Raw genomic sequence first — 24,991 nt, forward strand, 5'->3', positions numbered from 1 at the left:
ATGGCAATAAAATCTTATAAACCTACAAGCCCATCTCGTCGTTTTTATACAAACGTAGAAAACAATGACATTACTGCAAAGCCAAGTGTTCGTTCACTTCTTGTAAAACTTCCCGCAGCAGCAGGAAGAAACAACAACGGACGTATCACATCTCGTCATAAAGAGGCAGGAGCGAAAAAGCTCTACCGTATTATTGACTTTAAAAGAGATAAGTTTGGTGTTGCAGGAAAAGTAAGCACAGTTGAGTATGATCCATACCGTAACTGCCGTATCGCACTTGTAACTTATGTTGATGGTGACAAGAGATACATCCTTTTACCAAAAGGGTTAAATGTTGGAGATACTGTAATCGCTGATGCGACTGGTGTTGACATTAAACCAGGTAATGCAATGAAACTTATGAATATCCCTGTGGGTACATCTGTTCATAACGTTGAGCTTAAAATTGGCAAAGGCGGACAACTCGTTCGTTCAGCTGGCACAAGCGCTCAAATTATGGGTCGTGATGGCAAGTATGTTTCACTTCGTATGCCTTCATCTGAGATGCGTTTAGTACTAGGTGAGTGTATGGCTACTGTAGGAACTGTTGGAAACGAAGAGTATATCAATATCGTTCTTGGTAAAGCAGGTCGTACTCGTCATATGGGTATCCGTCCTCAAACTCGTGGTTCTGCGATGAACCCAATCGATCACCCGCACGGTGGTGGTGAAGGTAAAACGAACTCAGGTCGTCATCCAGTTACTCCATGGGGTAAACCAACGAAGGGTTCTAAAACTCGTCGTAAAAAAGCAAGTGATAAACTTATTATTACTCGCCGTAAATCTAATCCGAAGAGGTAGTTAAATGGCAAGAAGTGTAAAAAAAGGTCCATTTGTTGATGATCATTTAATGAAAAAAGTAGTTGCGGCTAAGGCTGAGGGTTCTAAAAAACCTATCAAAACTTGGTCACGCAGAAGTATGGTTTTACCAGATATGGTTGGACTTACTCTTAATGTTCATGATGGTCGCAAATTTGTTCCAGTATTTGTAACAGAGAACCATATTGGTTATAAATTAGGTGAATTCGCACCAACTCGTACATTCAAGGGCCATAAGGGCTCTGTACAGAAGAAAGGTTAATCATGGCTAGAGCATTATTGAAATTTACCCGTGTTTCACCAACAAAATCTCGTCTTATCGCAAGAGAGATTCAAGGTATGAACGCTGAGCAAGCATTAGCAGCTCTTGAGTTTACACCAAACAAAGCAGCAAGAATCATCGCAAAAGTAGTTGCATCAGCAGTTGCAAACAGCGGTAGTGAGGCTAGCGAGTGTGTTGTAACATCATGCCGTGTTGACAACGGTCCGGTACTTAAGAGATTCCGTCCACGTGCTCGTGGTATGGCTTCAGGTATTAGAAAACCGACAGCGCATATTTTAGTAGAAGTAGAGGGTAAATAGTATGGGACAAAAAGTTAATCCTATTGGTTTACGTCTTGGTATCAACCGCAATTGGGAGAGCCGTTGGTTCCCTAATTTTAAGACTGCTGCAGTCTCATTAGGCGAAGATTACAAGATTCGTACATATTTGAAAAAAGAGCTTTACTATGCTGGTGTTTCTAACATCGTTATAGAAAGAACTGCAAAAAGACTTCGTGTAACTATCATTGCTGCACGCCCTGGTATTATTATTGGTAAAAAAGGTTCAGATATCGAGAAGCTTAAAGATACACTTCAAGCGCTTGTTGGAAAACCATTATCAGTAAATATCAAAGAAGAGAAAAAAGCTCAAATTTCTGCACAACTTGTTGCTGAAAACGTTGCTACACAGCTAGAGCGCCGTGTTGCATTTAGACGTGCGATGAAAAAAGTGATGCAAAATGCACAAAGAGGCGGAGCTAAAGGTATCAAGATATCTGTAAGCGGTCGTCTTGGTGGAGCAGAAATGGCTCGTACTGAATGGTATTTAGAGGGACGTGTTCCACTTCATACACTTCGTGCAAAGATAGATTACGGTTTTGCTGAAGCACATACTACTTATGGTTGTATTGGTGTCAAAGTTTGGATATTCAAAGGTGAAGTTCTCACAAAAGGTATTCCAGCAGAAGCAAAAGAGGAAAAACAAGAGACACGTCGTCCAAAACGTGCTCCAAAACGCGAAAATAGCGGAAAGGCTGAATAATCATGTTGATGCCTAAGAGAACTAAATATCGTAAAATGATGAAGGGTCGTAACCGTGGTTACGCTCGTTCGGGTTATACACTTGCATTTGGTGATATTGCTTTAAAAGCAGTTGAAGCAGGTCGTATCAACTCTCGCCAAATCGAGTCGGCTCGTATTTCAGCTACTCGTCATATTAAAAGAAATGGTAAAATCTGGATTCGTGTATTCCCTGCTAAGCCATTAACTGCTAAGCCTTTAGAAACTCGTATGGGTAAAGGTAAAGGTTCAGTTGATCAGTGGGTTATGAACATTAAACCAGGTCGTATCATATTTGAAATGGCTGGTGTTCCAGAAGAGCTTGCTCGTGAAGCATTAACTCTTGCACTACACAAGCTTCCTTTCAAAACGAAAATTATAACTGCGGAGATGAGCAATGAAATATTCTGATTTAGCAGATAAAACTGTAGCAGAGCTTCAGGCAATGCTAAAAGAGAAAAAGACACAGCTCTTTACTCTCAAAATTAAAAGACAGATGATGCAACTACAAAATACGAGCGAGCTTCGTATCGCTAAAAAAGATGTTGCTAGAATCAACACTGCACTTAGTGCAGCGAAATAGGGGCTGGCAATGACACATAAACGTGAAATTCAAGGTAGTGTGGTAAAAATTTCAGGTGACAAAACAGCGAGTATCGTTGTTGAGCGCCGTGTAATGCACCCTCGTTACCATAAAGTTGTAAAGCGCTTCAAAAAGTACCTAGTACATGATGAGCGTAATGAGTTAAAAGTAGGTGATGAGATTGTTGCAATCGAGTGTCGCCCACTTTCTAAGACTAAATCATATAGACTTAAAACAGTAATACTAGGAGCTAAATAATGATCCAAGCGTTTACTCGTCTCAATGTAGCTGATAATACAGGTGCAAAAGAAGTTATGTGTATTAAGGTACTTGGCGGTTCAAAGCGTCGTTATGCACAGGTCGGTGATGTTATCATCGCTTCTGTAAAAAAAGCGACACCAACTGCTAAAGTTAAAAAAGGTAAAGTTGTAAAAGCTGTTGTTGTTAGAACAAGTAAAGAGATTCACCGTGAAAACGGCTCTTTAATCCGTTTTGATGACAATGCAGCTGTTATACTTGATGACAAGAGAGAGCCAGTTGGCACTCGTATTTTCGGACCAATCGCTCGTGAAGTACGTTACGGTGGTTTCATGAAAATCGTATCTCTTGCGCCGGAGGTTGTGTGATGGCAAAATTTAATTTCAAAAAAGGCGATACTGTAGAAATTATCGCTGGTGATGATCGCGGAACAAAAGCTACTGTACTTGCAGTGTTACCAAAGAAAAACAAGGTAATCGTTGAAGGGTGCAAAATAGCAAAGAAAGCTATCAAACCAACAGAAGAGAACACTAAAGGTGGACACCTCAATAAAGAGATGCCAATCGATGTTTCAAATGTTCGTAAAGTGGAGGCATAGTAGATGGCTCGTTTAAAAGAAAAATATTTAAGCTTAAAGCCTGAGCTTCAAGCAGAATTAGGTATCAAAAATCCTATGCAAATTCCTGGATTAGATAAAGTTATTATCTCTGTAGGTGCAGGTTTTGCAATGAAAGATAACAAGCTTATCCAAAATATTGAAGATACTATTACTACTATTGCTGGTCAAAAAGCAAGTACTGTAATAGCAAAAAAATCAGTAGCTGGATTTAAAGTTCGTGAGGGTATGCCAGTTGGTATTCGCGTAACTTTACGTGGTGAAAAGATGTATAACTTCTTTGACCGTCTTGTTTCTATCGCACTTCCACGTGTAAAAGACTTCCGTGGTGTTCCTAGAAATGGCTTTGATGGTCGTGGAAACTATAACTTTGGACTTCAAGAACAGTTGATTTTCCCAGAGGTAAGTTATGATTCAATTATGCAGATTCACGGTATGAACATTACAGTTGTAACAACTGCTGATTCAGACAAGGCAGCATTTCTTCTTTTAGAGAAATTAGGTATGCCTTTTAGTAAAGGGAGCAACTAATGGCTAAGAAATCGATGATTGCTAAAGCAGCAAGAGAGCCTAAATTCAAAGTTCGTGGTTATACAAGATGTCAAGTTTGTGGTCGTCCACACTCTGTCATCCGTGACTTTGGAATCTGTCGTGTATGTTTTAGAAAAATGGCAAATGAGGGATTAATCCCAGGCGTTAGAAAGTCAAGCTGGTAAGCATTACGCTTTCCTCTTGAAACTTCTAGTGATTAGCAAAGGAAAAAAATGATTAATGATTTAGTATCGGATGCGCTAACACGTATTCGTAATGCTGGTATGAGAAGACTGGATACTACTACGCTTGTACACTCTAAGAGTATTGAAGCTATGGCAAATATCCTGGTTGAAAAAGGTTATATTGAGAGCTGTAACGTTGTTGAAGACGGCGTTAAAAAAACTATCAATGTTGTATTAAAGTATAGTGACAATGGTAAAAGCGTTATTAATGAAATGAAGAGAATCTCTAAGCCGGGACGTCGTGTCTATAAAGGTAAAGAAGAGATTAAGCGTTTCAAAAATGGTTACGGAACTATTATTGTAAGTACATCACATGGCATTCTACCAAACGACAAAGCTTATGCTCTTGGTGTTGGTGGCGAAGTTATGTGTACGATTTGGTAGGGAGATAACATGTCAAGAATTGGTAAATTACCTGTACAATTTGCATCTGATATAACTGTTAGTGCAAACGGAAATGTTATAACTTTTGCTAAAGGCAAAAATAGTGTTGATTTAGATACAAAAGGCAATGTTGCTTTCGATATTGATGGAAATGTTGTAACTTTTGCTACTCTTTCAGATGCTCGTACGCATAGAGCGTTTTGGGGAACATACCGTGCATTAGCGGCTAACATTGTAACTGGTTTAACAACTGGATATACAAAAGCTTTAGAAATCAATGGTGTTGGTTACCGTGCTGCAGTAAATGGTAGAGTGCTTAACCTCCAACTAGGTTATTCTCACGATATCAACTACGAATTGCCAGAAGGTATCGAAGCGACTGTTGAGAAAAATGTTATTACTCTTAAGAGCCATGATAAGCAATCGCTTGGTCAAGTTGCTGCCGAGATTAGAGCATTCCGCCCACCAGAGCCTTATAAAGGTAAAGGTGTAAAATATGCTGAAGAGACTATCGCGCGTAAAGCCGGTAAAACTTCTAAAAAATAGGAAAGGGGTATAGATGAAAGCAAAAGTATTAAAAAGCAAAATCGCTAATCGCCTAAAGCGTAAGCGCCGTATTCGTGCAAAAATATCTGGTTGTGCTTCACTTCCTCGTGTTTCTGTGTTTCGTTCAAATCGCTATTTGAGTGTTCAAGCTATCGATGATGCAGCTTCTGTAACATTAGCTTCTTTAAACTCAAAAGCTATCGGTCAGAGTGCAAACAAAGATGGAGCTACTGCTTTAGGTGCTGCATTTGCTGCAAAACTTAAAGAAGCTGGTATTTCTGAGATTGTATTTGATCGTAATGGTTACCAATACCACGGTGTTATTGCTGCATTTGGTGACTCACTTCGTGCAAACGAAATTAAGTTCTAGGGGCTGTTATGTTAGAAATCAATAGAGAAGATTTTGAAGAATCAATCGTTAATATAGGCCGTGTTACAAAAGTTGTAAAAGGTGGACGCCGTTTCCGCTTTACAGCACTTGTAGTAGTTGGTGATAAAAAAGGTACTATAGGTTTTGGCGCTGGAAAAGCAAAAGAGGTTCCAGATGCTATCAAAAAAGCTGTAGATAATGCGTTTAAAAACTTAAGCAAAGTAAGTATCAAAGGTACTACAATTGCACATGATATTGAACACAAATATAATGCAAGCCACGTTATTTTGAAGCCAGCATCAGAGGGTACAGGGGTAATCGCGGGTGGTGCTACTCGTCCTGTTCTTGAGCTTGCAGGTATCAAAGACGTACTTACAAAGTCAATCGGTTCAAACAATCCAGGTACACTAGTGCGCGCAACAGTTGAAGCACTAGGTCGCTTAAAAGGATAGAAAATGGGTATTGAAAATTTAACACCTGCTGAGGGTTCTACTTCAGGACGTAAAAGAGTTGGACGTGGATGTGGTTCAGGTATGGGTAAGACTTCTACACGTGGTGGAAAAGGTCAGACTGCAAGAAGTGGTAGCTCAAGAAAGAGAAACTTCGAAGGTGGACAAACACCACTTGCAAGAAGATTACCTAAAATCGGATTTACATCTCGCGTTATCAAACCGTATGTTATCAATGTAGATAAAATCAAAGCAGTTGCAGAGCTAGCAGAGATAACTATGGAGAGCATCCGTGGTGTTCATAAAATGGTTGCATCTGTAACGAAAGTAAAATTAGTTGGTGCATCTGCAATAGAATTAGCATCAAAAATTAAAGACGACAACGTTACTACAACAGGTAAATAGTCGTGAATAAAAATCTAGTAAATAAGATATTTATTACTATCGGGTTTTTATTTATTTATCGCTTGCTGGCATACGTGCCAGTACCAGGCGTTGACACTGCTGTTATAGCTTCATTCTTCGATTCACACCAATCAGACGCACTCGGTTTATTCAATATGTTTAGCGGTAACGCCGTAGAGAGAATGTCTATCATTGCTCTTGGTATTATGCCTTACATCACTGCATCTATCATCATGGAGCTTCTTGCTGCAACATTTCCAAACCTTGGACAGATGAAAAAAGAACGCGATGGTATGGTGAAGTATATGCAGATTATCCGTTATGCGACTATCGCAATTACTATCGTTCAGGCAATTGGTATAAGTGTGGGACTTCAAAGTTTAACTGGACCAAATGGAAACAGTGCGATTTTAGTAGATCACAACACATTTATCATGGTTTCAGCGGTTTCGATGTTAGCAGGAACGATGCTTCTAATGTGGATTGGAGAACAAATTACACAAAGTGGTATTGGTAATGGTATCTCACTTATTATCTTTGCTGGAATCGTCTCAGCAATCCCGAGTGCTATTGGTCAAACAATTACAATGGTAAATACAGGTGCAATGAGCTTTTTAACGGTACTAGCAATTCTTGCTCTTATCTTTGGAACAGTTGCAGTTATTATTTACGTTGAACTTGGTGAGCGCCGTATCCCAGTAACCTATGCTAAAAAAGTTATTATTCAGAACCAAAATAAGAGAGTTATGAACTATATTCCTATCAAGGTAAACTTAGCGGGTGTTATTCCTGTTATTTTTGCAAGTGCGATATTGATGTTTCCAATGACTGTTTTATCAAGTAGTACGAATCCGACTGTTTTAGCAATTGCAGATTATCTCAACCCAAATAGTTACTTTTTTAACTTTTTGACCTTTGTATTTGTTGTTTTCTTCGCATTTTTCTATGCATCGATTACTTTCAACTCAAAAGATATCTCTGAAAACTTGAAAAAGCAGGGTGGATTTATCCCAGGAATCCGTACTGGAAATGCGACTGCCGAGTTTTTAAATGCTACGGCAAGTAACTTGACATTTACAGGGGCACTTTACCTTGGTCTTGTCGCTACGCTTCCTTTTATGATTATCAAGGGAATGGGAGTTCCATTTTTCTTTGGTGGAACGGCAGTTCTTATCGTAGTACAGGTTGCCCTTGATACAATGAGAAAAATCGAAGCTCAGATTTACATGAGTAAATATGAGACACTTAGCGCGGTTGGTCTTTAACTAATGGCCATAGCGCTAAGACAACCAAAAGAGATTGAAAAACTTCGTGCTGCCAATAAAATTGTTGGTAGCACTCTTGAACTACTACGTCAAAACACAAAAGTAGGGGCTTCACTTAAAGAGCTTGATGCTATGGCAGAGGATTATATCCGCTCTCATAATGCAAGACCATCTTTCAAGGGTCTCTACGGTTTTCCTAGCGCCGTCTGCTGCTCACTCAATCAAGTTATCATCCATGGAATCCCATCAGAATACAAACTTCAAGAGGGTGATATTATCGGTTATGATATTGGTGTAGAGCTTGATGGATGGTTTGGTGATGCGGCGATTACAGTGCCTGTGGGCGTCGTAAGTGCGAGAGATGAAGAGCTCATAGCATGTGCAAAAGATACTCTTTATGAAGCAATCGCTGCGATTAAAGTAGGGATGCGATTTAAAGAGCTTTCTTTGATTTTGGAAAATTCGATTCGCTCAAGAGGTTTTGTGCCATTATACAGTTTTTGTGGACATGGTATTGGTAGAAAACCCCATGAAGAGCCAGAGATTCTAAACTATTTAGAGGGCAAAGATGCAAAGGGCGGACCAAAGATTAAAAATGGAATGGTTTTTTGTATTGAGCCTATGATTTGTCAAAAAGATTCAAAACCTCTTATTTTAGAAAATAAGTGGGATGTTGTCAGTGCCGATGGTTTACGCGGTTCACACTATGAGCATACTGTTGCAATTGTCAATGGTAAAGCTGAAATTTTATCTATTGCTTAAAAAAGGATTAAAATGGCTAAATCAGATGTTATCGAAGTTGATGGCAAGATTATAGAGGCTTTGCCAAATGCAACATTTCGTGTTGAGTTAGAAAATGGACATATCATATTGTGTCATATTGCAGGAAAGATGCGTATGCACTATATCAAGATACTACCGGGTGATAAAGTGAAACTTGAGTTAACTCCATACTCACTGGATAAAGGGCGTATCACTTACCGATACAAATAAGAAGAGGTTTTTTTACCTCTTTCTCTCAAGCTTATTTTAAACTCTCTGCATCCATTTTTATATTTTTCAAATCAAATAATTTATATAAAATATACCAATTTGCATAGAGTGAAAAAGAGTTCACACCATAAAGAGTAACATCTGCATCTCCATGACGAATCTCACTACTCAATACTTCCTTGAGAGCTTCTGTACTCTTGAGTGTAAAATCATCGAAGAAAATCTCTTTGACCTCTTTACTTGGCAATAGCACTAAGGCGTCCTCTGTTTTACTCGTCTCTACCAAAATTTTTGGATTGTAAATTGCTTCAAAGTTTCCTTTATGGAGTGGTTTTGATTTTATCGAAGAGACATCATTATAATTTTCAAAAACCCAAGCAAGATAACCGCCATCAAGAACAGAAACATTTTCAAAACCATGTTGTATAAAAATAAAAGCAAGATGGAAGGCGTTTGCATAAGCATCACTATTTGTTCGTGAGTAGATAACAACATGCGAATCTCTGTTGATACCAAGATTTTGCATCGCAGTTGCAACTTTTTTGCTAAAAGATGCAGCAAGCCTCGGGTTTTGACTCTTTGTAAACTCAGAGATAGAAACATGATACGCTCCCCTAATATGACCATTTTCATAAGAGGAGAGAGAACTTACGTCCAAAAGGATAATAGCATCACTTTGAAGTAGATTTTTAAGCTCGTTAGGCTTTAAAAATGCATCATAAGCAAAAAGATTAAGAGAAAAAAGTAAAGCTATAAAATATCTCATGCGATGATTTAGAACGTTTGTGTATTTCTAAATTCTGATATCTCTGTTTCAACCATTTCATTAATCATGATTTTAAAAAGATCAGAAATCATATTTGGAGAGACATCTGCTTGAATAGCAGCGTGGCGAACTTTTTGCAATATAAAATCGACTCTATCCTCCGCCTTAACCTCTTCTATGCTGTTTTTAAAAGAGGCAGCTTGGCGTACAAGATGACTTCTTTGCGATATAAGCGTTACTATCAAATCATCAATCTTGTCTATCTCACTTCTTACCTCTTCAAGGGATGTGCATTTTTTAACTTCAGCCATAGTTGTTTTCTCCAATTTTTAGTAGGGTATAGTAACAAAAAAGAGATAATAGTTCTATTATCGCTAGTTTGGTTTGATAATTTTTTTTATCTCTTTTGGCAGATGTGCAAAGGGGAACATTTTTATCTCCTCTTTGGTGCCATTTTCATAAATCATAACATCTACTGTCATCTTTGCAGGATGAAAACGTAGAACTTTAAAAGTGCTTTTTTGCACAACAAAAGAGATGTTGAGTGCACTTAAATCAATACTTTTTTTCTCTTTTGCCATTTTATTTTAGGTAAATACCCGTCTCTTTTACTTCGATAGTACCGCTCTCTTGAAGTGCCGTTAGTGAGCGCTTGAACTCTTTTTTGCTGAGTGCAAAAACATCTTGAAGCAACTCCGCATCGCTTTTGTAGTTATAGGGCATATTTCCCCCACTTTGCTCCAATAAAGCGAGAACTTTTTCAACGGAGGCATCTTTTCTTTTCTCTTTATCTGCATGCAGAGTGAGGTCGATGCAGCCATCTTTTCTCACTGTCTTAACAAAGGCTCTCTTTTGCATGCCGAGTTCGATTTTTTCAAATATCTCACTATGGTAAATCAACCCCTCATAGCGCTCATTGACGATACATTTAAAGCCAAGGGGAGTTTTTGCTATGATAAGGATAGTGACTTCTTTGCGCGGAGCAAGACCTTTTGGTCGTTTATCAAAAAAGTTTCCTAGCTTTTCACTCCCAACAAGACGATGAGTTTTTTCATCATAAACAACTTTGAGAAATCTCTTCTCTCCTACCTGAAAAGGTGTTTTTTGAAACATATTTGGAACAAAGAGATCTTTTGCAAGTCCCCAGTCCACAAATGCGCCAAAAGGAGCAGTATCAACTACTTCAAAAAGTGCATAGCCATCCAGTAATGCTTTTGGTTGCAGGGTAGTAGCCACAAGCCTATCTTCTGAGTCTGTATATAAAAAAACATCCACTAAATCATCGATGTGCATATCAGGGGTAACGTAAGCTTTTGGAAGAAGAACATCTTTGTCATCAAGGGCTTTTAAAAAAAGTCCATGTGGTGTATCGCGGTCGATTTGAAGAGTATTGATATATCCTAACTCTAGGTGTTTGTTCTGTGTCACTGTAAATCCTTGGTAATTCCGTAAAATAAAAAATATTATATCTCTTTTTACCTTTGGTATAAAAATCAAAGAAAAATATGACATTTTGCAATATTTTTTATAGTGACAAATCAAAAAGAGTACTATTTTCAAAATTAAAGAGGAGAAGATTCTCATGACTTTAGGAAAGTGCCCATACTGCAATGACGGAGCAATTGAGGTGAGAGACAAAGAGATTCAAGGCAAAAAAGTAAAGCTCTATGCATGTACAAATGCACATTGGAAAACAGAAGACGGGGAGCTGTTTGAGCTAAGAGAGGATGCAACGTGTGGCTTTAGAATCTGGCAAAATACACTTTCGCGGTATGGAAAATGGCTCTCCTTTAAAGAGGTTAGAGAACTTTTGGAAAATCAAACGCTTGAAGTCGAACTTTTGAGTAAAAAGTATGGCAAAAAAAATCACTATAGCAAATATATTGTTTTGCATCCTGAGTATGGAGTGAGCGTAATGTGGGAATAGGTGTAAAAAAGAGCGAATAAAAAAATATAATGAGTCAAATAGAGTAATTTAATAAATATTTTACATTTATTTGTGTATAATCCTCTTCCGCTTTGCTGTTTTAACAAAAAATGAGAGTGTTTTTATCTCTATCATAGAAGTAGAGACAAAAGTATTGGTAGATACAAAAGAAAGATTTACCTAAAAATAGCAAAGAGGATGGATTTATGAGGTTTCATTGATTCTTGCACATAAGTGTGGCTTTAGTGAAGAGATAAAACTGGATTTTTCCAGATTTTATAAGAATTTATTGTAAGGACTTTCGATGAAAGTAAGAGCTTCAGTTAAGAAGATGTGTGATGACTGTAAAGTTATCAAAAGAAAAGGCATTGTAAGAGTAATCTGCAAAGTTAAAAAACATAAACAGAGACAAGGATAACCATGGCTCGTATATCAGGTGTTGATTTACCAAAGAAAAAAAGAATAGAGTATGGTCTAACGTACGTCTATGGAATTGGTCTTTATGCTTCTCGTCAAATTCTTGACGCTACGGGTATTGACTATAACAAGAGAGTTTACGAACTTAGCGAAGATGATGTTGCGGCTATCACAAAAGAGATCCGTGCAAATCACGTAGTTGAGGGTGATCTTCGTAAACAAGTTGCAATGGACATTAAAGCACTTATGGACTTAGGTTCATATAGAGGTCTTCGTCACCGTCGTGGTCTTCCATGCCGTGGTCAAAAAACTAAGACAAATGCGCGTACTCGTAAGGGCAAGCGTAAAACTGTCGGCGCAGCGTAAGGAATAGCAGATGGCAAAAAGAAAAGCTGTTAGAAAAAAAGTAGTAAAGAAAAATATTGCACGTGGTATCTGCCACATCTCTGCATCATTTAACAATACTCTTGTAACTATTACAGATGAGATGGGTAACATGATTGCTTGGAGTTCAGCTGGTAGCCTTGGATTTAAAGGTAGCAAAAAATCTACTCCCTTTGCAGCACAAGCAGCAGTAGAAGATGCAGTAGCAAAAGCTCAAGTACATGGTATAAAAGAACTTGGTATTAAAGTTCAAGGTCCTGGTTCAGGAAGAGAAACTGCAACTAAAGCAGTAGGTTCTATTGAAGGTATCCGCGTAACATTTATGAAAGATGTTACTCCACTACCACACAATGGTTGTCGCGCGCCTAAGCGCCGTAGAGTTTAAGGAGATTACTGATGGCAAGATATAGAGGTCCAGTAGAAAAGATCGAAAGAAGATTCGGAGTTAGCCTTAACCTAAAAGGAGAGCGCCGTTTAGCAGGTAAATCTGCATTAGAAAAACGCCCGTACGCTCCAGGTCAGCATGGTCAGCGCCGTAAAAAGCCTTCAGAATATGGTTTACAGCTTAACGAAAAGCAAAAAGCGAAGTTTATGTATGGTATCTCTGAAAAGCAGTTCCGTGCGTTATTCGTTGAAGCAAAAAGAAGAGAAGGCAACACAGGTACAAACCTTGTTACTTTGATTGAGCAGAGACTTGACAATGTTGTTTACAGAATGGGATTTGCAACGACACGTCGTTTTGCACGTCAGCTTGTAACACATGGCCATATTTTGGTAGATGGAAAGAAACTAGATATCCCTTCTTACCGTGTAAGACCGGGGCAAAAAGTTGAAATTCGTGAGAGCAGCAAAAATAACTCTCAAATCGTTCGTGCTTTAGAGCTTACAAACCAGACTGGTCTAGCTCCATGGGTTGATATCGATGCTGATAAAAAATTCGGTATCTTTACTCGTTTACCTGAGCGTGAAGAAGTTGTTATCCCTGTAGAAGAGCGTCTAATCGTTGAGCTTTACTCGAAATAATAGTTAAAATAAAAGGCGTAAGAGATATGAAAAAGATTAAAACTACTCCACTTGCTCCTCAAGAATTTGAGGTAGAGCAGATTAGTGAGAATGAAGCCAACATTGTGGCATATCCGTTTGAAACGGGATATGCTATCTCTTTAGCTCATCCACTTCGCCGTTTTTTGTTAAGTAGCTCAGTTGGTTATGCACCAATAGCTATTAAGATTGAAGGTGCTAAGCATGAGTTTGACTCTGTGCGTGGTATGCTTGAAGATATTTCAGATTTTATTTTAAATCTTAAAGAGATTCGTTTTAAGCTACTTGGTGGTGCAACTGAAGCAGAGATTACTTATAACTTTGCTGGTCCATGTACCATTAAAGGCGGTGATCTTACAAATAATGAAGTGGAAATAGTAACTCCAAATACTCATCTCGCTACATTAAATGAAGATTCTACGCTTAACTTTAGCATTAAAATCGCTCAAGGTATTGGTTATGTTGCAAGTGAAGATACATATGATGAGCTAGGAGAGGGTTATATAGCACTGGATGCTTATTTTACACCTGTTCGCAGTGCAACATATAAAATTGAAAACGTACTTGTTGAAGATAACCCTAACTTTGAGAGAGTGATTTTAAACATCAGAACTGATGGGCAAATCTCTCCAGTTGATGCATTTAGAAACTCATTAGAGGTTATGTATGCACAATTGGCAGTATTTAACAGTGAAATTAGCGTAAAAGCTCCAGCAACAATCGAAAGAAGTGAAGAAAATCCAGACCTTAAGAGATTGAGTGCACATATTGATAGTTTAGGTTTGAGTGCAAGAAGTTTTAACTGTCTTGACCGCTCAAACATTAAACTTATAGGTGAAATAGCATTGATGAGTACAAATGATCTCAAAAATGTTAAAAATCTAGGTAAAAAATCATATGACGAGATCGTTGAAAAACTTCAAGAGTTCGGTTATGAAGTTGGTGGCGACTTGGCAGATGATGTTGTAAGCGCATTAAAAAAGAAAATAGAAGCTTTATAAGCTCAACAGAGGAATTATAGATGAGACATCGTCATGGATACCGTAAACTAGGTCGTACAAGTGCACACCGTGCTGCTTTACTTAAAAACCTTAGTATTTCGTTAATTGAACATGGTAAAATTGAAACTACTGTAGAAAAAGCAAAAGAGTTACGCTCTTATGTTGAAAAACTTATTACCGTTGCTGGTAAGGGTGATTCAAATGCTCATAAAGCAGTATTTGCGGCGCTTCAAAGTAAAGAAGCAACAAAAACTCTAGTAAATGAGATAGCTCCTAAGTATGTTGATCGTGCTGGTGGTTATACAAGAATTATTAGAACACGTATTCGCCGTGGTGACGCTACAACTATGGCATTTATAGAATTAGTATAATCTGATTCTATTAGCAGCAGGGACTATCCTGCTGTTATCCCCACATTTCCACATTCCAAACTACTTAAGAGAGAAAGCATGAGTACTTTTGCATTTGGAACTTACAGAATAAGCGACTCCAATTTACAACATATCGAAGCACTCAAAGAAGCGATACGCTCCGGTGTAAAAATAATTGACACTTCTTCAAATTATATGGATGGTGGAGCAGAGCGCGCTATTGCTATCGCGCTTCATGAGTTTGACGAAGATGTGCAAGAAGAGATTGAAGTTATAAGCAAGTACGGCTATATACAAGGTACGCTTCTTCAAGAGTATCTTCAAAATCCTTCTACCATACCAAATTCTCATGAGATAGTTAAGTATTCACAAGAGTGTTATCACTCAATATCTAGCTCTTTTATGCATGAACAGCTAACGCTCTCATTAAAGAGACTTGAGAGAGATAGGCTAGAGTGCTACTTGATTCATAACCCAGAGTACTATCTCTTAAATGCCATCAACAGAGGCGTTAGTAAAGATGAGAGACTAGATGGCATGTATGCAAGACTGCAAGAGGCTTTCGTCGGATTAGAAGAGGAGATAAAAGCAGGAAGAATCAACTCTTATGGTATCAGCTCAAATAGCTTTGCGCTCAGAGAGACCGATGAAGAGTTTTTACCTTATGAAGATTTGCTTACATTAGCGCAAAACGCGGCAATCATAGCAGGCAACAGCAAACATAGTTTTACTACTATTGAACTTCCGATTAATATTTTAGAGAGAGATGGGCTCAAATGTGCCGCATGGGCGAAAAATAATGGGCTTCGTGTGTTGGCAAATAGACCTCTAAATGCAAAATACAATAACAAAATGTACCGTTTGGCTGACTATGAAGAGAGTAGGGAGTACTACCACCACTTTAACGAGCTCTTAGAGTATTGTGATAATGAAAAGTTAAGGGCACTTTACAACCTTATAGAACAGCTTGATACAAGTATGCATAAGTTTGACTGGATTGGTAGTTATGATATTTTTCTCTACACACAAATTGTGCCGCATATTCGCAAAGTATTAGAGCAAATGGATATACAAGAGAGCCAAGAGATGGTCAATTTTTTAGATATGTATCTTTTGGAGTACAAAAAAATGGTGGCGTATGAGTGTTCAAAAAAGACACGAGCAGAACTTCAAGATTTTTTTAAAGAGTGCTTTTTTACGATTCAGGAGTGTGCGATACGCTTTTTGATGCAGGCTCAAAATGTCGATGTTATACTCGTGGGGATGCGCAAGCCATCCTATGTGCATCAAATCCTTTCTCTGGGAGAATAAGTCATATTTTTTATCGCATGTTAAGCGATTTTGTCATATCTTATGAAGCTAATAGAGCAGATAAATTTTAAAGGATGGGCATGATACCATTTACAGACGAAGAGCTGATGAGTCCAGTAAAAACAGTTATTGACAAAGTTCGTCCATCATTAGCACTTGATGGCGGAGACATTACATTCATAACAGTTAAAAATTCAAAAGTATATATACAACTACGTGGTGCGTGCATAGGGTGCGCTAGCAGTGGAACAACTCTTAAGTATGGAGTTGAGAGACAACTTAAGATGGATATTCACCCAGAGTTAACAGTTATAAATGTTCCTCTTGGTATGGAAAACGATATAGATAATTTATAAACAGGCGTAAAAAAAATGGCGATGAGTAAATATAAGACATTAACACAAGCAAAAGAGAGTTTCTCCAGATCAGATTATAAGAATGCATTGGAAAAATTTGCCGCTGTTTTACAAAATTTTCCTAACTCTCAAGAAGCCTACAATGGTGTTATCTTAGCAGAGATGGCACTGAGCGGAGAGGGCGGTGCAGAGGCTCTTTTTGACTACTATGAGGTGCTCAAGGAAGAGGACAAAGAGCAGGCGGACATCATCATGAGCGAGATACTCAAAAACATGGATGGTTCGCTAGAGAAGCTTCGAGAAGTTTTTGCAGAACCTCTGCGTGATAGAGTTGAGTTTGAAGATGGGATTTTATATAAAGATTTTAAAACTCTTATAGACGATGGTGGAGATTTTAAAGAAATTTTTGAAAATATTATGTTTTCAACGCGTGTTATCATCACACAGAAAGAGGATTTTGTTGATTTTTTAGATAACCTGATAGAGCATGATTTTGCAGAGATGGCACTTACCTATCTTGAAAATGCTTTGAGTGTTTACCCAAGTGACAAACTTCTTAGAAAACTTCTCAAAAAATTAGCACAAGGCAAAAAAGTTGAAAATTGAACTTCCAGAAGAAGCATTTAGATATATAACGGAAGATTCCAAAGAGTGTGACGCAGAGACAGCGTTTGTTTTAACGCCGCAAAATGAGAAGTATCTTGAAGATGCAAAAGCTAACGGAGCGCACTCTATCATCAACATCAAAGAGGTTGCAAAACTTTTTGGTATCGATAAGATAAAGATTGTCGGTATTACAGGGACAAACGGTAAGACAACAACCGCAAGTGCTATCTACTCATTTCTTTTGGATTTAGGTTATAAAGCTGCACTTCAAGGAACACGCGGCTTCTTTATGAACGACAGAACAATTGAGGGAAAAACACTCACGACACCGTCACTACTCAATACATATAAACATATCTATCAAGCAGTAAGTGAGGGGTGCGATTTTTTTATTATGGAAGTAAGTTCTCATGCAATAGCGCAAAAGAGAGTTGAGGGACTCAATTTTGAACTCAAAATTTTAACAAATATTACGCAAGACCATCTTGATTTTCATAAAACAATAGGCGAGTACATCGCTACAAAAAATAGCTTTTTTCAAGATGAGGGAAGAAAGCTTATAAACAAAGATGAGCCAAAAGCCTCTTTTACTATCAAAAATACTTTTACCTATGGGATTGAAAATTCAGCAACGTATAGATTGATAGCCTATTCGCTAAACAACGCATCCAGCGGTATCATACAGCACTTTAGTGAAGTTGTTCCCTTTACATCTGCGCTTCATGGCTTTTTCAATCTCTATAACCTTATGGCGGCAATCGCTGCAACACATCTTTTAAGCGGAAAAAAACTTGAAGAGGTGTGTGAGGTTGTCGATAACTTTGCAGGTGTGAGCGGACGCATGGAGCAGGTAAGTGAAGTTCCAAATGTTATTGTTGATTTTGCCCATACGCCCGATGGGATGGCGCAAGTGCTTAATGCACTAAAAGAGAAAGAACTTCTAGTGGTTTTTGGTGCAGGCGGAGATCGAGACATAACAAAAAGACCTTTGATGGGCAGAGTTGCGGCAAGCTTGGCAAAAAAAGTTTATATAACAAGCGACAACCCTAGAAACGAAGAACCTCAAGATATAGTAAACGATATTTTAGAGGGTATAGAAGATAAGAGCATCGTAACTGTTGAGTTAAACAGAAGAAAAGCTATCGAAATGGCACTTAATGAGCAAAAAGAGGATGAAGTTGTTGTTATTCTTGGAAAAGGGGATGAGACTTATCAGATAATATATGACCAAATGTTTCCTTTTGACGATAGAGAAGTGGTGCGAGAGATACTTGCCGAGAAGTAACGTTAATAGGTGTCCTAACCTTAAATAAATAAACTTCTTTAGGGTTATTATCATTTTAGGGTTACTTTTTTGTTACAATTGCAAAATTTTTTAAAAGGAAGGTTTTTATGGGGATTCCTCAGCCGGCATTTTATATCTTTAAGTGTGAACAATCATCTCCTCCGGGGATGCCAAAACCATCATGTGTCAATCCGCAAACGCAGGACCTGTTTCAACATTTGGCACAAAAGTTGATGAAAGAGGGGATTATGGGTACTGTGCAGCCGATTCGCACTTCATGTCTTAGTCGTTGTCTCGCAGGTCCTGTTATGCTTGTGGAGCCAGGACATTTTATGTATGCAGCACTTACAAAAGAGAAGATTGATAGAATAATAGAAGAGCACCTTATCGGTGGAAACGTTGTCAAAGAGTATTTGATTAGCGAAGATATGTGGGGTGAGCCAATCTCTCCATGTGAGATGAAAAAACAGATGGGAATGTAAAAATGACAATAGAGATGTTGTACAGCAAAATTCATCGTGCTACCGTAACAGATGCTAACCTCAATTATGTCGGTTCTATTACTGTAGATGAGGAGCTTTTAGAGGCTTCAAAGATGAGAGTTGGACAAAAAGTTGAGATTTTAAACATCAATAACGGTGAGAGATTTTCAACATATATTATTTTAGGTGAGCGTGGCAAGAGAGATATCTGTCTTAACGGCGCTGCTGCTAGAAAAGTTCATAAGGGCGATAAAATCATTATCGTTGCGTATGCAACCTTTGATGAGAGTGAACTTGCAGCATATAAACCAAGAGTTGTTTTAGTCAATGAAGACAACGATATCGAAGAAATTTTAGAAGAGATTTAATCGATGTTTGGAAATTTGGGCGAGATGGGTAAAATGCTTGAGAGCATGCAAGAGAACGCTAAAAAACTCCAAACAGAATTAGAGTCTAAAAATTTTACGGTAAAGAGCGGCGGTGGCATGGTTGAGGTGACCATAAACGGCAAAGGTGAGGTGACGGACATCAATATTGACGACTCGCTTCTTACAGATAAAGACTCTTTACAGATTTTGCTTATCGGTGCTATTAACGATGCCAATAAGATGGTGGAAAACAATAGACAAAATAGTGCTTTGGGTATGCTAGGCGGTATTAACCCTTTTGGGAGCAAGTAGGTGCTTAGGCTATTAGTAGCGCTGCACCTACTTTTTTTCAACCTTTACGCATGCAAGGATGGGCTAGACTCTTGCAGACAAAAAGTTATAGACTCTGAGTCTATTGTAGAACAAACAATTCAAGTTCCTCTTAAAAACAACCAAAGATTAATTTTTTCCACAACACCGCCCAAAGCAAAAATCATCAAACATGACCCATATCTTTCTCTTTATCTTATAGAGGATGAAAAAAAGTTCAAGTACCCATTTCTTATAAACATAAATATGCCTCTTGGTCTGATTGGTGTCGATAATAAACGGGTTGTAGAGGGTAAAATCGTAAAAAAGCAGGTGGGTTTAAATACTCTCGCAACCTTTAGTGAGCCACTCTCTGCGCCGAGCCTTATTCTCAATAGCTGCTGTGCGTTAGAGGGGATTGTAACCCCACGTGGTATCATCGAAAAAGAGTATATTGAAAGATTTTTAAAGACAAAAGAGGTCTCCTACGGTGATATTGGCATCCGAGTAAAAGATGAAAATGGAACTGTTATTGTGACAAGCTCTAATCCTTTTATACAAGGCAATCTTGTCCAAGAAGGGGATATTATATTGGAATTTAATGGCAAAAAAGTCAAAGATAGTGCGCAATTGATGCGAGATATACTTTTTAGCCCTATCGGTTCTAAACATACACTAAAGATTAAAAGAGCTGATAAAGTGGCTATGCATAAGGTGGCTACACAAAAAAGGGCTGGCGGTGGATACAGAGCTGATATCTTTTTAGAGTTTTTAGGGCTCTCTTTTGATAAAAACCTACGAATTTTGCATATTGATAAGCAAGCAATGCACTATGGTTTAAAAGTGGGCGATAAATTGATGCAGATAAATAAAAAAGGCATAAGAACTCAAGAAGATATCTTTTCGCAGATAAACAAGCCAAAAAATGAGGTTAATCTTCTGTTTGAAAGAGAAAATTTTCAGTTTTTTGTGAAAGTAAATTAGATACAATTTCGCATGCAAAACTTTGAGAATTTTTTACTAAATCACTTACCGACCTCTAAGAGTATTCATCCAACTTACGAAAAAGCACTCCAAAAGATGCTTGTTGCAGGTGGAAAGAGATTTCGTCCTGCACTCCTACTTAGCGTTGTCAATGCATATAATCCTCTTTTAGTTGGCGGAGCGTACCATGGAGCATACGCTATAGAGCTTTTGCACACCTACTCCTTAATTCATGATGATTTGCCAGCTATGGATAATTCGCCGCTTCGGCGTGGAGAACCGACACTTCATGTTGCCTTTGATGAGGTAACTGCCATTTTGGCAGGTGATGCACTCAATACCTACTCCTTTGAAGTTTTATGCAACGCCCCTTTTTCGGATGCTACGAGAGTGGCGCTCATAAGAGAACTCGCCGTTAATGGCGGTTTGAACGGCATGGTACTTGGTCAAGCGATAGATTGTTATTTTGAAAATAAACCGCTTGACATAGAGGATGTAAAAGTTTTGCATATTAACAAAACTGCAAAATTGATTGCCGCATCACTGAAGATGGGAGCGATTATCGTTGGTGATGAAAAGCTGGGAGAGAGGCTTTATGAGTTTGGGATAAAACTCGGGCTGCTTTTTCAGATTCAAGACGATATTTTGGATGTAACACAAAGTAGTGAAATAGCTGGAAAACTCACAAATAACGATGAAGCAAAAAATAGTTTTGTAACGCTTCTTGGTCTTGGCGGGGCTATGAATGAAGCAAACGAGTTGGCGCAAAAAGTCACTCAGGAGCTGGAGAGTTTTGATGTAAAGCTCAAAGATGAGCTCTCGCCACTTTTAACACACTATATCAACAGACACAGATAAATTAAACAAAGGTAATAAGTATGAACAACAATACAATGCGCCAAAAGATGGCAGATACGATTAGATTTTTAGCGGCAGATATGGTTCAAGCTGCAAATTCAGGACACCCAGGTGCACCAATGGGTCTCTCAGATATAGCAGTTGTTTTAAGCGAACATCTAAACCATAATCCTAAAAATCCCTCTTGGCTAAACCGTGACAGACTTGTTTTTTCAGGCGGGCATGCGACGGGGCTTATCTATTCTCTTTACTATCTTTGGGGGTATGGTCTAAGCGTTGAAGACTTAGAAAACTTTCGCCAACTTGACTCAAAAACTCCAGGGCATCCAGAGTTTGGGCACACTGCAGGTGTTGAGATAACAACAGGTCCATTAGGGCAGGGTGTGGCAAATGCCGTCGGTTTCGCAATGGCTTCAAAGTTTGTCGGTGCACAGGTTAATTCTGAAACGGCAAAAGTGATTGATCATAAAGTTTACTGTTTATGCGGTGACGGAGATTTGGAAGAGGGCGTGAGTTATGAGGCGTGTTCTATCGCAGGACACAATAAACTTGACAATCTCGTACTAATTTACGACTCTAACCGTATTACGATTGAGGGTTCAACGAGTTTAAGTATCAGTGAAAATATTCGTCTTCGTTTTGAGTCGCAAGGATGGGATGTTTTAGAGTGCGACGGTCATGATTTTGATGCAATTGACAGTGCGATTACTACTGCAAAATCCAACTCTAAGCCTACGATCATCATTGCAAATACAACTATCGCAAAGGGTGCGGGTAAGCTAGAAGGCTCTCACCACTCTCATGGTGCACCTCTTGGCAGCGATGTTATTGCAGAGGCAAAAAGTGCTTGCGGATTTGATACACAGAGACATTTCCATGTAGATGAAGATGTAATGGCTCGCTTTAGATGCGCAGTAGAAAAGGGCGATTTGTTAGAGAGAGAGTGGACTCACAGCCTTAAAACTCTTCCGCTAATGGAGCAAAATGAAGCTTTGTCAGCTCTGCAAAATCCTGATTTTTCCCGTATCCAGTGGCCTGTTTTTGAAAAAGCCGATGCGACAAGAAACACAAACGGCAAAATCTTAAACGCAATCGCAAGAGCAATTCCTTGCTTTTTAGGCGGCTCAGCAGATCTAAGCCCGTCAAACAAAACTGAACTTGTTGACATGGGTGTTTATCCAAAGGGCAGAAATATCTACTTTGGAATCCGTGAACATGCGATGGCGTCTATTACAAATGCGATAGCGTTGTATGGAAACTTGATGCCATTTTCAGCTACTTTCTTTGTCTTTTCTGACTATCTTAAGCCGGCGGCTAGAATTGCGGCTTTGACTGGGATTCAGCACTTTTTTGTATGGACGCATGACAGCATAGGTGTTGGCGAAGACGGACCGACACATCAGCCGATTGAGCATCTAAGCCAGTTCAGAGCATTGCCAAACTTCTATGTTTGGAGACCTGCGGATGGTGCAGAAAATATTGAGGCATGGAAAGTAGCCTTAGAGATGAAAAAATCTCCGTCTGCCTTTGTCTGCTCAAGACAAAATCTCTCAGTGCTTCCGAGTGCGGTTAAAGGTAGTGCGGCTCAGGGCGGATACCTGCTTGCAAGTGATGCAGATGCGACTATAACTCTTATGGCAAGCGGCAGTGAAGTGGAACTCTCTCTTAAAGTAAAAGAGGCGTTAAATGCAAAAGGTGTCAAAGCAAATGTTGTCTCTGTTCCATGTTATGACCTTTTTATAGAGCAAGATAAATCTTATATAGATTCAATCATAAATCCTGCGACTAAAAAAGTGGCTATTGAAGCAGCTCGCGGTTTAGAGTGGTATCGCCTTGCCGATGAAGTAATCGGTATGGATACATTTGGTGCATCTGCTCCTGCTGATAAACTTTTTGTAAAATTCGGTTTTACAGTTGAGGCTGTTTTAGCAAAAATCATCTAAATATCAAGAGAGGCAAAACGCCTCTCAACCTTTCATTGTTTATCCCTCATTCGTACTCTTTACCCATTATTATCCCTCTTCTAGAAGATAAATATGTTACGAAACTGACCAGTTGTTGCTTTTTTTGATTTATTTAGTTAAAAATAGATACGTATTCTTATTTTAACTATAAAATAAAACATTTAAAATTAAAAGGAGTGAAATATGAAATGGTTGTCCTTGTTGCTTTTAGGAGTTACGTTTAGTTTTGGTGCAGTAGATATTAACAAAGCAGATAAAGCTGAGTTAATGACGCTCAATGGTATTGGAGAGGCAAAAGCAAATGCAATTTTAGAGTATAGAAAAAAGCATAACTGCTTTAGTAAAGTGGATGAGGTTAAAGAAGTTAAGGGGCTTGGAGAGAAATTTTTAGAAAAAAATCGCTCTAATATGGCAGCAAGTGGCTGTAAAAAGTAAAGACTAAGGGGACCGTTCAGAATTCTGTGTCAATCGGGTAAAATAACAAATACCCAAGGACGCAGATATGAAGATAGAAATAGATGTAGAGCAATTTGCTCGTGATATAAAAGCCGGCAAAAGCATTGGCGGTTCAGATGGAGCATTAGGCTCACTTATAAAACAGCTCACCGAAGCTGCACTTGCAGCTGAGATAGACTCTCATCTCTCTGCTGACCTCCAAAGAAACCGAAAAAATGGCTATAGCTCAAAAACTATGAAAAGTGATCATGGAACTTTCGAGCTTGATGTTCCAAGAGACCGCAACGGCAGCTTTGAGCCTGAAATCGTAAAGAAGAATCAAACTAGTATGACGAGTGAAATCGAAGAGAAGATTCTTTCACTGTTTGCACTTGGCAACAGCTATTCTCAGATAGCCAAACATATTGAAGATTTTTACTGCGTAGGCTTCTCTAAAGCCACCATAAGTGCGGTAACCGACAAGATTATTCCTATGCTTCAAGAATGGAAAACAAGACCCTTGGAGGCTGTTTATCCCTTTATTTTTTTAGATGCCATTCACTACAAAGTCAAAGAAGACGGTCGCTATATCTCAAAAGCATTTTACACAGTGCTAGGCGTCAGAGTTGACGGCAAAAAAGAGGTGCTTGGTTTATATCTCAATGAAAGTGAAGGCGCTAAGTTCTGGCTACAGGTACTTACCGACTTGCAAAACCGAGGAATTAAAGATATTCTTATAGCTTCGGTAGATGGTTTAAAAGGCTTTCCAGAAGCCATAAACTCGGTATTTCCAGATACACAAGTGCAACTCTGCATCGTCCATCAAATACGTAACAGCCTCAAGTATGTTGGTTCTGCCAATCAAAAACAATTCGCAAAAGAACTCAAAGACGTTTATCAAGCTTTTACAAAAGAAGAAGCAGAATTTGAGCTTGATAAATTGGAAGAAAAATGGGGTAAAAAATACCCTATCGTTTTTCAATCTTGGAGAAATAAATGGGAGAATTTATCTGTGTACTTTCAGTACCCAGAGGATATACGCAGAGTTATTTACACAACCAATATCATTGAGTCAGTCCATCGTCAATTCAGAACGCTTACAAAAACTAAAGGCGCTTTTCCCAATGATGATAGCTTACTCAAGCTGCTTTATATGGGGATTCAAAATGCCCAAAAAAAGTGGACTATGCCCATTAGAAACTGGAGCTTGACAATCTCTCAATTAGCCATCCACTTTGAGGGACGGCTTGATAACGCTTTAAACTTATGATACAATTTTAGGAATTACTCGATGCTGACACAG

At 38.6% G+C, this 24,991-nt stretch carries 42 protein-coding genes; 38 read left to right on the forward strand and 4 right to left on the reverse strand.

Translation table 11 applies throughout. The features are described from left to right. Genes rplB through infA form a run of 19 tightly spaced genes read left to right on the forward strand, consistent with a single transcriptional unit; the run spans position 1 to position 8,823 of the window. A complete protein-coding gene (rplB, locus tag AC6H4V_RS01265; RefSeq protein ID WP_428728866.1) occupies positions 1 to 840 on the forward strand; it encodes a 50S ribosomal protein L2 in 840 nt (279 codons plus the stop codon). Positions 841 to 844: 4 nt separating this feature from the next. Beyond that, the gene (gene rpsS, locus AC6H4V_RS01270) at positions 845 to 1,120 is read left to right on the forward strand and encodes a 30S ribosomal protein S19 (protein ID WP_299858858.1); all 276 of its coding nucleotides are present in this window, start codon (positions 845 to 847) and stop codon (positions 1,118 to 1,120) included. Between the two features lie 2 nt (positions 1,121 to 1,122). Next, a complete protein-coding gene (rplV, locus tag AC6H4V_RS01275) occupies positions 1,123 to 1,440 on the forward strand; it encodes a 50S ribosomal protein L22 (RefSeq protein ID WP_299858857.1) in 318 nt (105 codons plus the stop codon). Position 1,441: 1 nt separating this feature from the next. Then, the gene (gene rpsC, locus AC6H4V_RS01280) at positions 1,442 to 2,161 is read left to right on the forward strand and encodes a 30S ribosomal protein S3 (protein WP_428728867.1); all 720 of its coding nucleotides are present in this window, start codon (positions 1,442 to 1,444) and stop codon (positions 2,159 to 2,161) included. 2 nt (positions 2,162 to 2,163) lie between these two features. Further along, positions 2,164 to 2,589 (forward strand): 50S ribosomal protein L16, encoded by a 426-nt coding sequence (gene rplP, locus AC6H4V_RS01285; RefSeq protein ID WP_011371929.1) that lies wholly within the window; start codon positions 2,164 to 2,166, stop codon positions 2,587 to 2,589. Beyond that, on the forward strand, positions 2,576 to 2,761 hold the full coding sequence (rpmC, locus tag AC6H4V_RS01290; RefSeq protein ID WP_299858854.1) for a 50S ribosomal protein L29: 186 nt from the start codon (positions 2,576 to 2,578) through the stop codon (positions 2,759 to 2,761). The genes rplP and rpmC overlap by 14 nt, the downstream gene beginning before the upstream one ends. A 9-nt stretch (positions 2,762 to 2,770) precedes the next feature. Next, positions 2,771 to 3,019, forward strand: coding sequence for a 30S ribosomal protein S17 (gene rpsQ, locus AC6H4V_RS01295; RefSeq protein WP_497607176.1), 249 nt, complete (start codon positions 2,771 to 2,773; stop codon positions 3,017 to 3,019). Next, complete coding sequence (rplN, locus tag AC6H4V_RS01300) at positions 3,019 to 3,387, forward strand: 50S ribosomal protein L14 (protein WP_428728869.1); 369 nt, start codon at positions 3,019 to 3,021, stop codon at positions 3,385 to 3,387. Before rpsQ ends, rplN begins: the two co-directional genes overlap by 1 nt. Then, the gene (gene rplX, locus AC6H4V_RS01305) at positions 3,387 to 3,617 is read left to right on the forward strand and encodes a 50S ribosomal protein L24 (protein WP_428728870.1); all 231 of its coding nucleotides are present in this window, start codon (positions 3,387 to 3,389) and stop codon (positions 3,615 to 3,617) included. The genes rplN and rplX overlap by 1 nt, the downstream gene beginning before the upstream one ends. Positions 3,618 to 3,620: 3 nt before the next feature. After that, complete coding sequence (gene rplE, locus AC6H4V_RS01310; RefSeq protein WP_428728871.1) at positions 3,621 to 4,166, forward strand: 50S ribosomal protein L5; 546 nt, start codon at positions 3,621 to 3,623, stop codon at positions 4,164 to 4,166. After that, on the forward strand, positions 4,166 to 4,351 hold the full coding sequence (locus AC6H4V_RS01315; RefSeq protein ID WP_299858849.1) for a type Z 30S ribosomal protein S14: 186 nt from the start codon (positions 4,166 to 4,168) through the stop codon (positions 4,349 to 4,351). The genes rplE and AC6H4V_RS01315 overlap by 1 nt, the downstream gene beginning before the upstream one ends. 48 nt (positions 4,352 to 4,399) lie before the next feature. After that, a complete protein-coding gene (gene rpsH, locus AC6H4V_RS01320; protein ID WP_428728872.1) occupies positions 4,400 to 4,795 on the forward strand; it encodes a 30S ribosomal protein S8 in 396 nt (131 codons plus the stop codon). A gap of 9 nt (positions 4,796 to 4,804) precedes the next feature. Next, positions 4,805 to 5,341, forward strand: coding sequence for a 50S ribosomal protein L6 (gene rplF / locus AC6H4V_RS01325; RefSeq protein ID WP_428728873.1), 537 nt, complete (start codon positions 4,805 to 4,807; stop codon positions 5,339 to 5,341). A 13-nt stretch (positions 5,342 to 5,354) separates the two neighbouring features. Then, positions 5,355 to 5,711, forward strand: coding sequence for a 50S ribosomal protein L18 (gene rplR / locus AC6H4V_RS01330; RefSeq protein WP_428728874.1), 357 nt, complete (start codon positions 5,355 to 5,357; stop codon positions 5,709 to 5,711). Between the two features lie 8 nt (positions 5,712 to 5,719). Further along, positions 5,720 to 6,163, forward strand: a complete 444-nt coding sequence (gene rpsE / locus AC6H4V_RS01335; protein ID WP_497607177.1) for a 30S ribosomal protein S5 — start codon at positions 5,720 to 5,722, stop codon at positions 6,161 to 6,163. Positions 6,164 to 6,166: 3 nt separating this feature from the next. After that, the gene (gene rplO / locus AC6H4V_RS01340; RefSeq protein WP_497607178.1) at positions 6,167 to 6,565 is read left to right on the forward strand and encodes a 50S ribosomal protein L15; all 399 of its coding nucleotides are present in this window, start codon (positions 6,167 to 6,169) and stop codon (positions 6,563 to 6,565) included. 2 nt (positions 6,566 to 6,567) lie between these two features. Next, positions 6,568 to 7,830, forward strand: a complete 1,263-nt coding sequence (gene secY / locus AC6H4V_RS01345) for a preprotein translocase subunit SecY (RefSeq protein WP_428728877.1) — start codon at positions 6,568 to 6,570, stop codon at positions 7,828 to 7,830. Positions 7,831 to 7,833: 3 nt separating this feature from the next. Further along, positions 7,834 to 8,592: a type I methionyl aminopeptidase gene (gene map, locus AC6H4V_RS01350; protein WP_497607179.1), complete on the forward strand. Its 759-nt coding sequence runs from the start codon at positions 7,834 to 7,836 to the stop codon at positions 8,590 to 8,592. A gap of 12 nt (positions 8,593 to 8,604) precedes the next feature. Beyond that, positions 8,605 to 8,823, forward strand: a complete 219-nt coding sequence (infA, locus tag AC6H4V_RS01355) for a translation initiation factor IF-1 (protein WP_008338996.1) — start codon at positions 8,605 to 8,607, stop codon at positions 8,821 to 8,823. Between the two features lie 31 nt (positions 8,824 to 8,854). Here the strand turns inward: infA and AC6H4V_RS01360 are convergent, their stop codons facing one another. The 4 genes from AC6H4V_RS01360 to AC6H4V_RS01375 all read right to left on the reverse strand — a co-directional run bounded on the left by AC6H4V_RS01360 (position 8,855) and on the right by AC6H4V_RS01375 (position 11,017). Then, positions 8,855 to 9,589, reverse strand: a complete 735-nt coding sequence (locus AC6H4V_RS01360; protein WP_497607180.1) for a sulfurtransferase — start codon at positions 9,587 to 9,589, stop codon at positions 8,855 to 8,857. An 8-nt stretch (positions 9,590 to 9,597) separates the two neighbouring features. Next, complete coding sequence (locus AC6H4V_RS01365) at positions 9,598 to 9,900, reverse strand: chorismate mutase (protein WP_428728880.1); 303 nt, start codon at positions 9,898 to 9,900, stop codon at positions 9,598 to 9,600. Positions 9,901 to 9,963: 63 nt separating this feature from the next. Beyond that, a complete protein-coding gene (locus AC6H4V_RS01370) occupies positions 9,964 to 10,170 on the reverse strand; it encodes a hypothetical protein (protein ID WP_428728881.1) in 207 nt (68 codons plus the stop codon). A 1-nt stretch (position 10,171) separates the two neighbouring features. Continuing rightward, positions 10,172 to 11,017, reverse strand: coding sequence for a CvfB family protein (locus AC6H4V_RS01375; RefSeq protein ID WP_497607181.1), 846 nt, complete (start codon positions 11,015 to 11,017; stop codon positions 10,172 to 10,174). Between the two features lie 154 nt (positions 11,018 to 11,171). On the opposite strand from AC6H4V_RS01375, the gene AC6H4V_RS01380 reads away from it, so the two are divergent. The 19 genes from AC6H4V_RS01380 to AC6H4V_RS01470 all read left to right on the forward strand — a co-directional run bounded on the left by AC6H4V_RS01380 (position 11,172) and on the right by AC6H4V_RS01470 (position 24,958). Then, complete coding sequence (locus AC6H4V_RS01380) at positions 11,172 to 11,516, forward strand: hypothetical protein (RefSeq protein ID WP_497607182.1); 345 nt, start codon at positions 11,172 to 11,174, stop codon at positions 11,514 to 11,516. Positions 11,517 to 11,820: 304 nt separating this feature from the next. Beyond that, positions 11,821 to 11,934 (forward strand): 50S ribosomal protein L36, encoded by a 114-nt coding sequence (gene rpmJ / locus AC6H4V_RS01385; RefSeq protein WP_008338806.1) that lies wholly within the window; start codon positions 11,821 to 11,823, stop codon positions 11,932 to 11,934. A 2-nt stretch (positions 11,935 to 11,936) separates the two neighbouring features. After that, a complete protein-coding gene (rpsM, locus tag AC6H4V_RS01390; RefSeq protein WP_299858836.1) occupies positions 11,937 to 12,299 on the forward strand; it encodes a 30S ribosomal protein S13 in 363 nt (120 codons plus the stop codon). Positions 12,300 to 12,309: 10 nt separating this feature from the next. Then, on the forward strand, positions 12,310 to 12,702 hold the full coding sequence (gene rpsK / locus AC6H4V_RS01395) for a 30S ribosomal protein S11 (RefSeq protein ID WP_299858835.1): 393 nt from the start codon (positions 12,310 to 12,312) through the stop codon (positions 12,700 to 12,702). Positions 12,703 to 12,713: 11 nt separating this feature from the next. Continuing rightward, positions 12,714 to 13,340, forward strand: coding sequence for a 30S ribosomal protein S4 (gene rpsD / locus AC6H4V_RS01400; protein WP_497607183.1), 627 nt, complete (start codon positions 12,714 to 12,716; stop codon positions 13,338 to 13,340). Between the two features lie 26 nt (positions 13,341 to 13,366). Next, positions 13,367 to 14,359 (forward strand): DNA-directed RNA polymerase subunit alpha, encoded by a 993-nt coding sequence (locus tag AC6H4V_RS01405; RefSeq protein ID WP_428728889.1) that lies wholly within the window; start codon positions 13,367 to 13,369, stop codon positions 14,357 to 14,359. A gap of 20 nt (positions 14,360 to 14,379) precedes the next feature. Next, positions 14,380 to 14,730, forward strand: coding sequence for a 50S ribosomal protein L17 (rplQ, locus tag AC6H4V_RS01410; protein WP_428728890.1), 351 nt, complete (start codon positions 14,380 to 14,382; stop codon positions 14,728 to 14,730). A gap of 78 nt (positions 14,731 to 14,808) precedes the next feature. Continuing rightward, positions 14,809 to 16,041, forward strand: coding sequence for an aldo/keto reductase (locus tag AC6H4V_RS01415; RefSeq protein WP_497607184.1), 1,233 nt, complete (start codon positions 14,809 to 14,811; stop codon positions 16,039 to 16,041). Positions 16,042 to 16,121: 80 nt separating this feature from the next. Beyond that, on the forward strand, positions 16,122 to 16,397 hold the full coding sequence (locus tag AC6H4V_RS01420) for a NifU family protein (RefSeq protein WP_428728893.1): 276 nt from the start codon (positions 16,122 to 16,124) through the stop codon (positions 16,395 to 16,397). 21 nt (positions 16,398 to 16,418) lie between these two features. Beyond that, on the forward strand, positions 16,419 to 17,003 hold the full coding sequence (locus AC6H4V_RS01425; protein ID WP_428730829.1) for a hypothetical protein: 585 nt from the start codon (positions 16,419 to 16,421) through the stop codon (positions 17,001 to 17,003). Beyond that, positions 16,993 to 18,288, forward strand: a complete 1,296-nt coding sequence (locus AC6H4V_RS01430; protein WP_497607185.1) for a UDP-N-acetylmuramoyl-L-alanyl-D-glutamate--2,6-diaminopimelate ligase — start codon at positions 16,993 to 16,995, stop codon at positions 18,286 to 18,288. Before AC6H4V_RS01425 ends, AC6H4V_RS01430 begins: the two co-directional genes overlap by 11 nt. A gap of 107 nt (positions 18,289 to 18,395) precedes the next feature. Then, on the forward strand, positions 18,396 to 18,770 hold the full coding sequence (locus tag AC6H4V_RS01435; protein ID WP_497607186.1) for a (2Fe-2S) ferredoxin domain-containing protein: 375 nt from the start codon (positions 18,396 to 18,398) through the stop codon (positions 18,768 to 18,770). 2 nt (positions 18,771 to 18,772) lie between these two features. Then, the gene (gene panD, locus AC6H4V_RS01440) at positions 18,773 to 19,138 is read left to right on the forward strand and encodes an aspartate 1-decarboxylase (RefSeq protein ID WP_497607187.1); all 366 of its coding nucleotides are present in this window, start codon (positions 18,773 to 18,775) and stop codon (positions 19,136 to 19,138) included. Between the two features lie 3 nt (positions 19,139 to 19,141). Then, the gene (locus AC6H4V_RS01445) at positions 19,142 to 19,450 is read left to right on the forward strand and encodes a YbaB/EbfC family nucleoid-associated protein (RefSeq protein WP_497607188.1); all 309 of its coding nucleotides are present in this window, start codon (positions 19,142 to 19,144) and stop codon (positions 19,448 to 19,450) included. Beyond that, positions 19,451 to 20,431, forward strand: a complete 981-nt coding sequence (locus AC6H4V_RS01450; RefSeq protein ID WP_497607189.1) for a DUF7488 domain-containing protein — start codon at positions 19,451 to 19,453, stop codon at positions 20,429 to 20,431. It begins immediately after the preceding gene. Between the two features lie 12 nt (positions 20,432 to 20,443). Beyond that, entirely contained in the window at positions 20,444 to 21,289 is an 846-nt protein-coding gene (locus AC6H4V_RS01455) for a polyprenyl synthetase family protein (protein WP_497607190.1), read from the forward strand. 20 nt (positions 21,290 to 21,309) lie between these two features. Next, positions 21,310 to 23,232, forward strand: a complete 1,923-nt coding sequence (tkt, locus tag AC6H4V_RS01460) for a transketolase (RefSeq protein WP_497607191.1) — start codon at positions 21,310 to 21,312, stop codon at positions 23,230 to 23,232. A gap of 204 nt (positions 23,233 to 23,436) precedes the next feature. Beyond that, on the forward strand, positions 23,437 to 23,688 hold the full coding sequence (locus AC6H4V_RS01465) for a ComEA family DNA-binding protein (protein ID WP_428728902.1): 252 nt from the start codon (positions 23,437 to 23,439) through the stop codon (positions 23,686 to 23,688). 67 nt (positions 23,689 to 23,755) lie between these two features. Further along, positions 23,756 to 24,958, forward strand: coding sequence for an IS256 family transposase (locus tag AC6H4V_RS01470; protein WP_497607026.1), 1,203 nt, complete (start codon positions 23,756 to 23,758; stop codon positions 24,956 to 24,958). Positions 24,959 to 24,991: the final 33 nt, after the last annotated feature.

This window comes from Sulfurimonas lacustris, assembly GCF_059705355.1.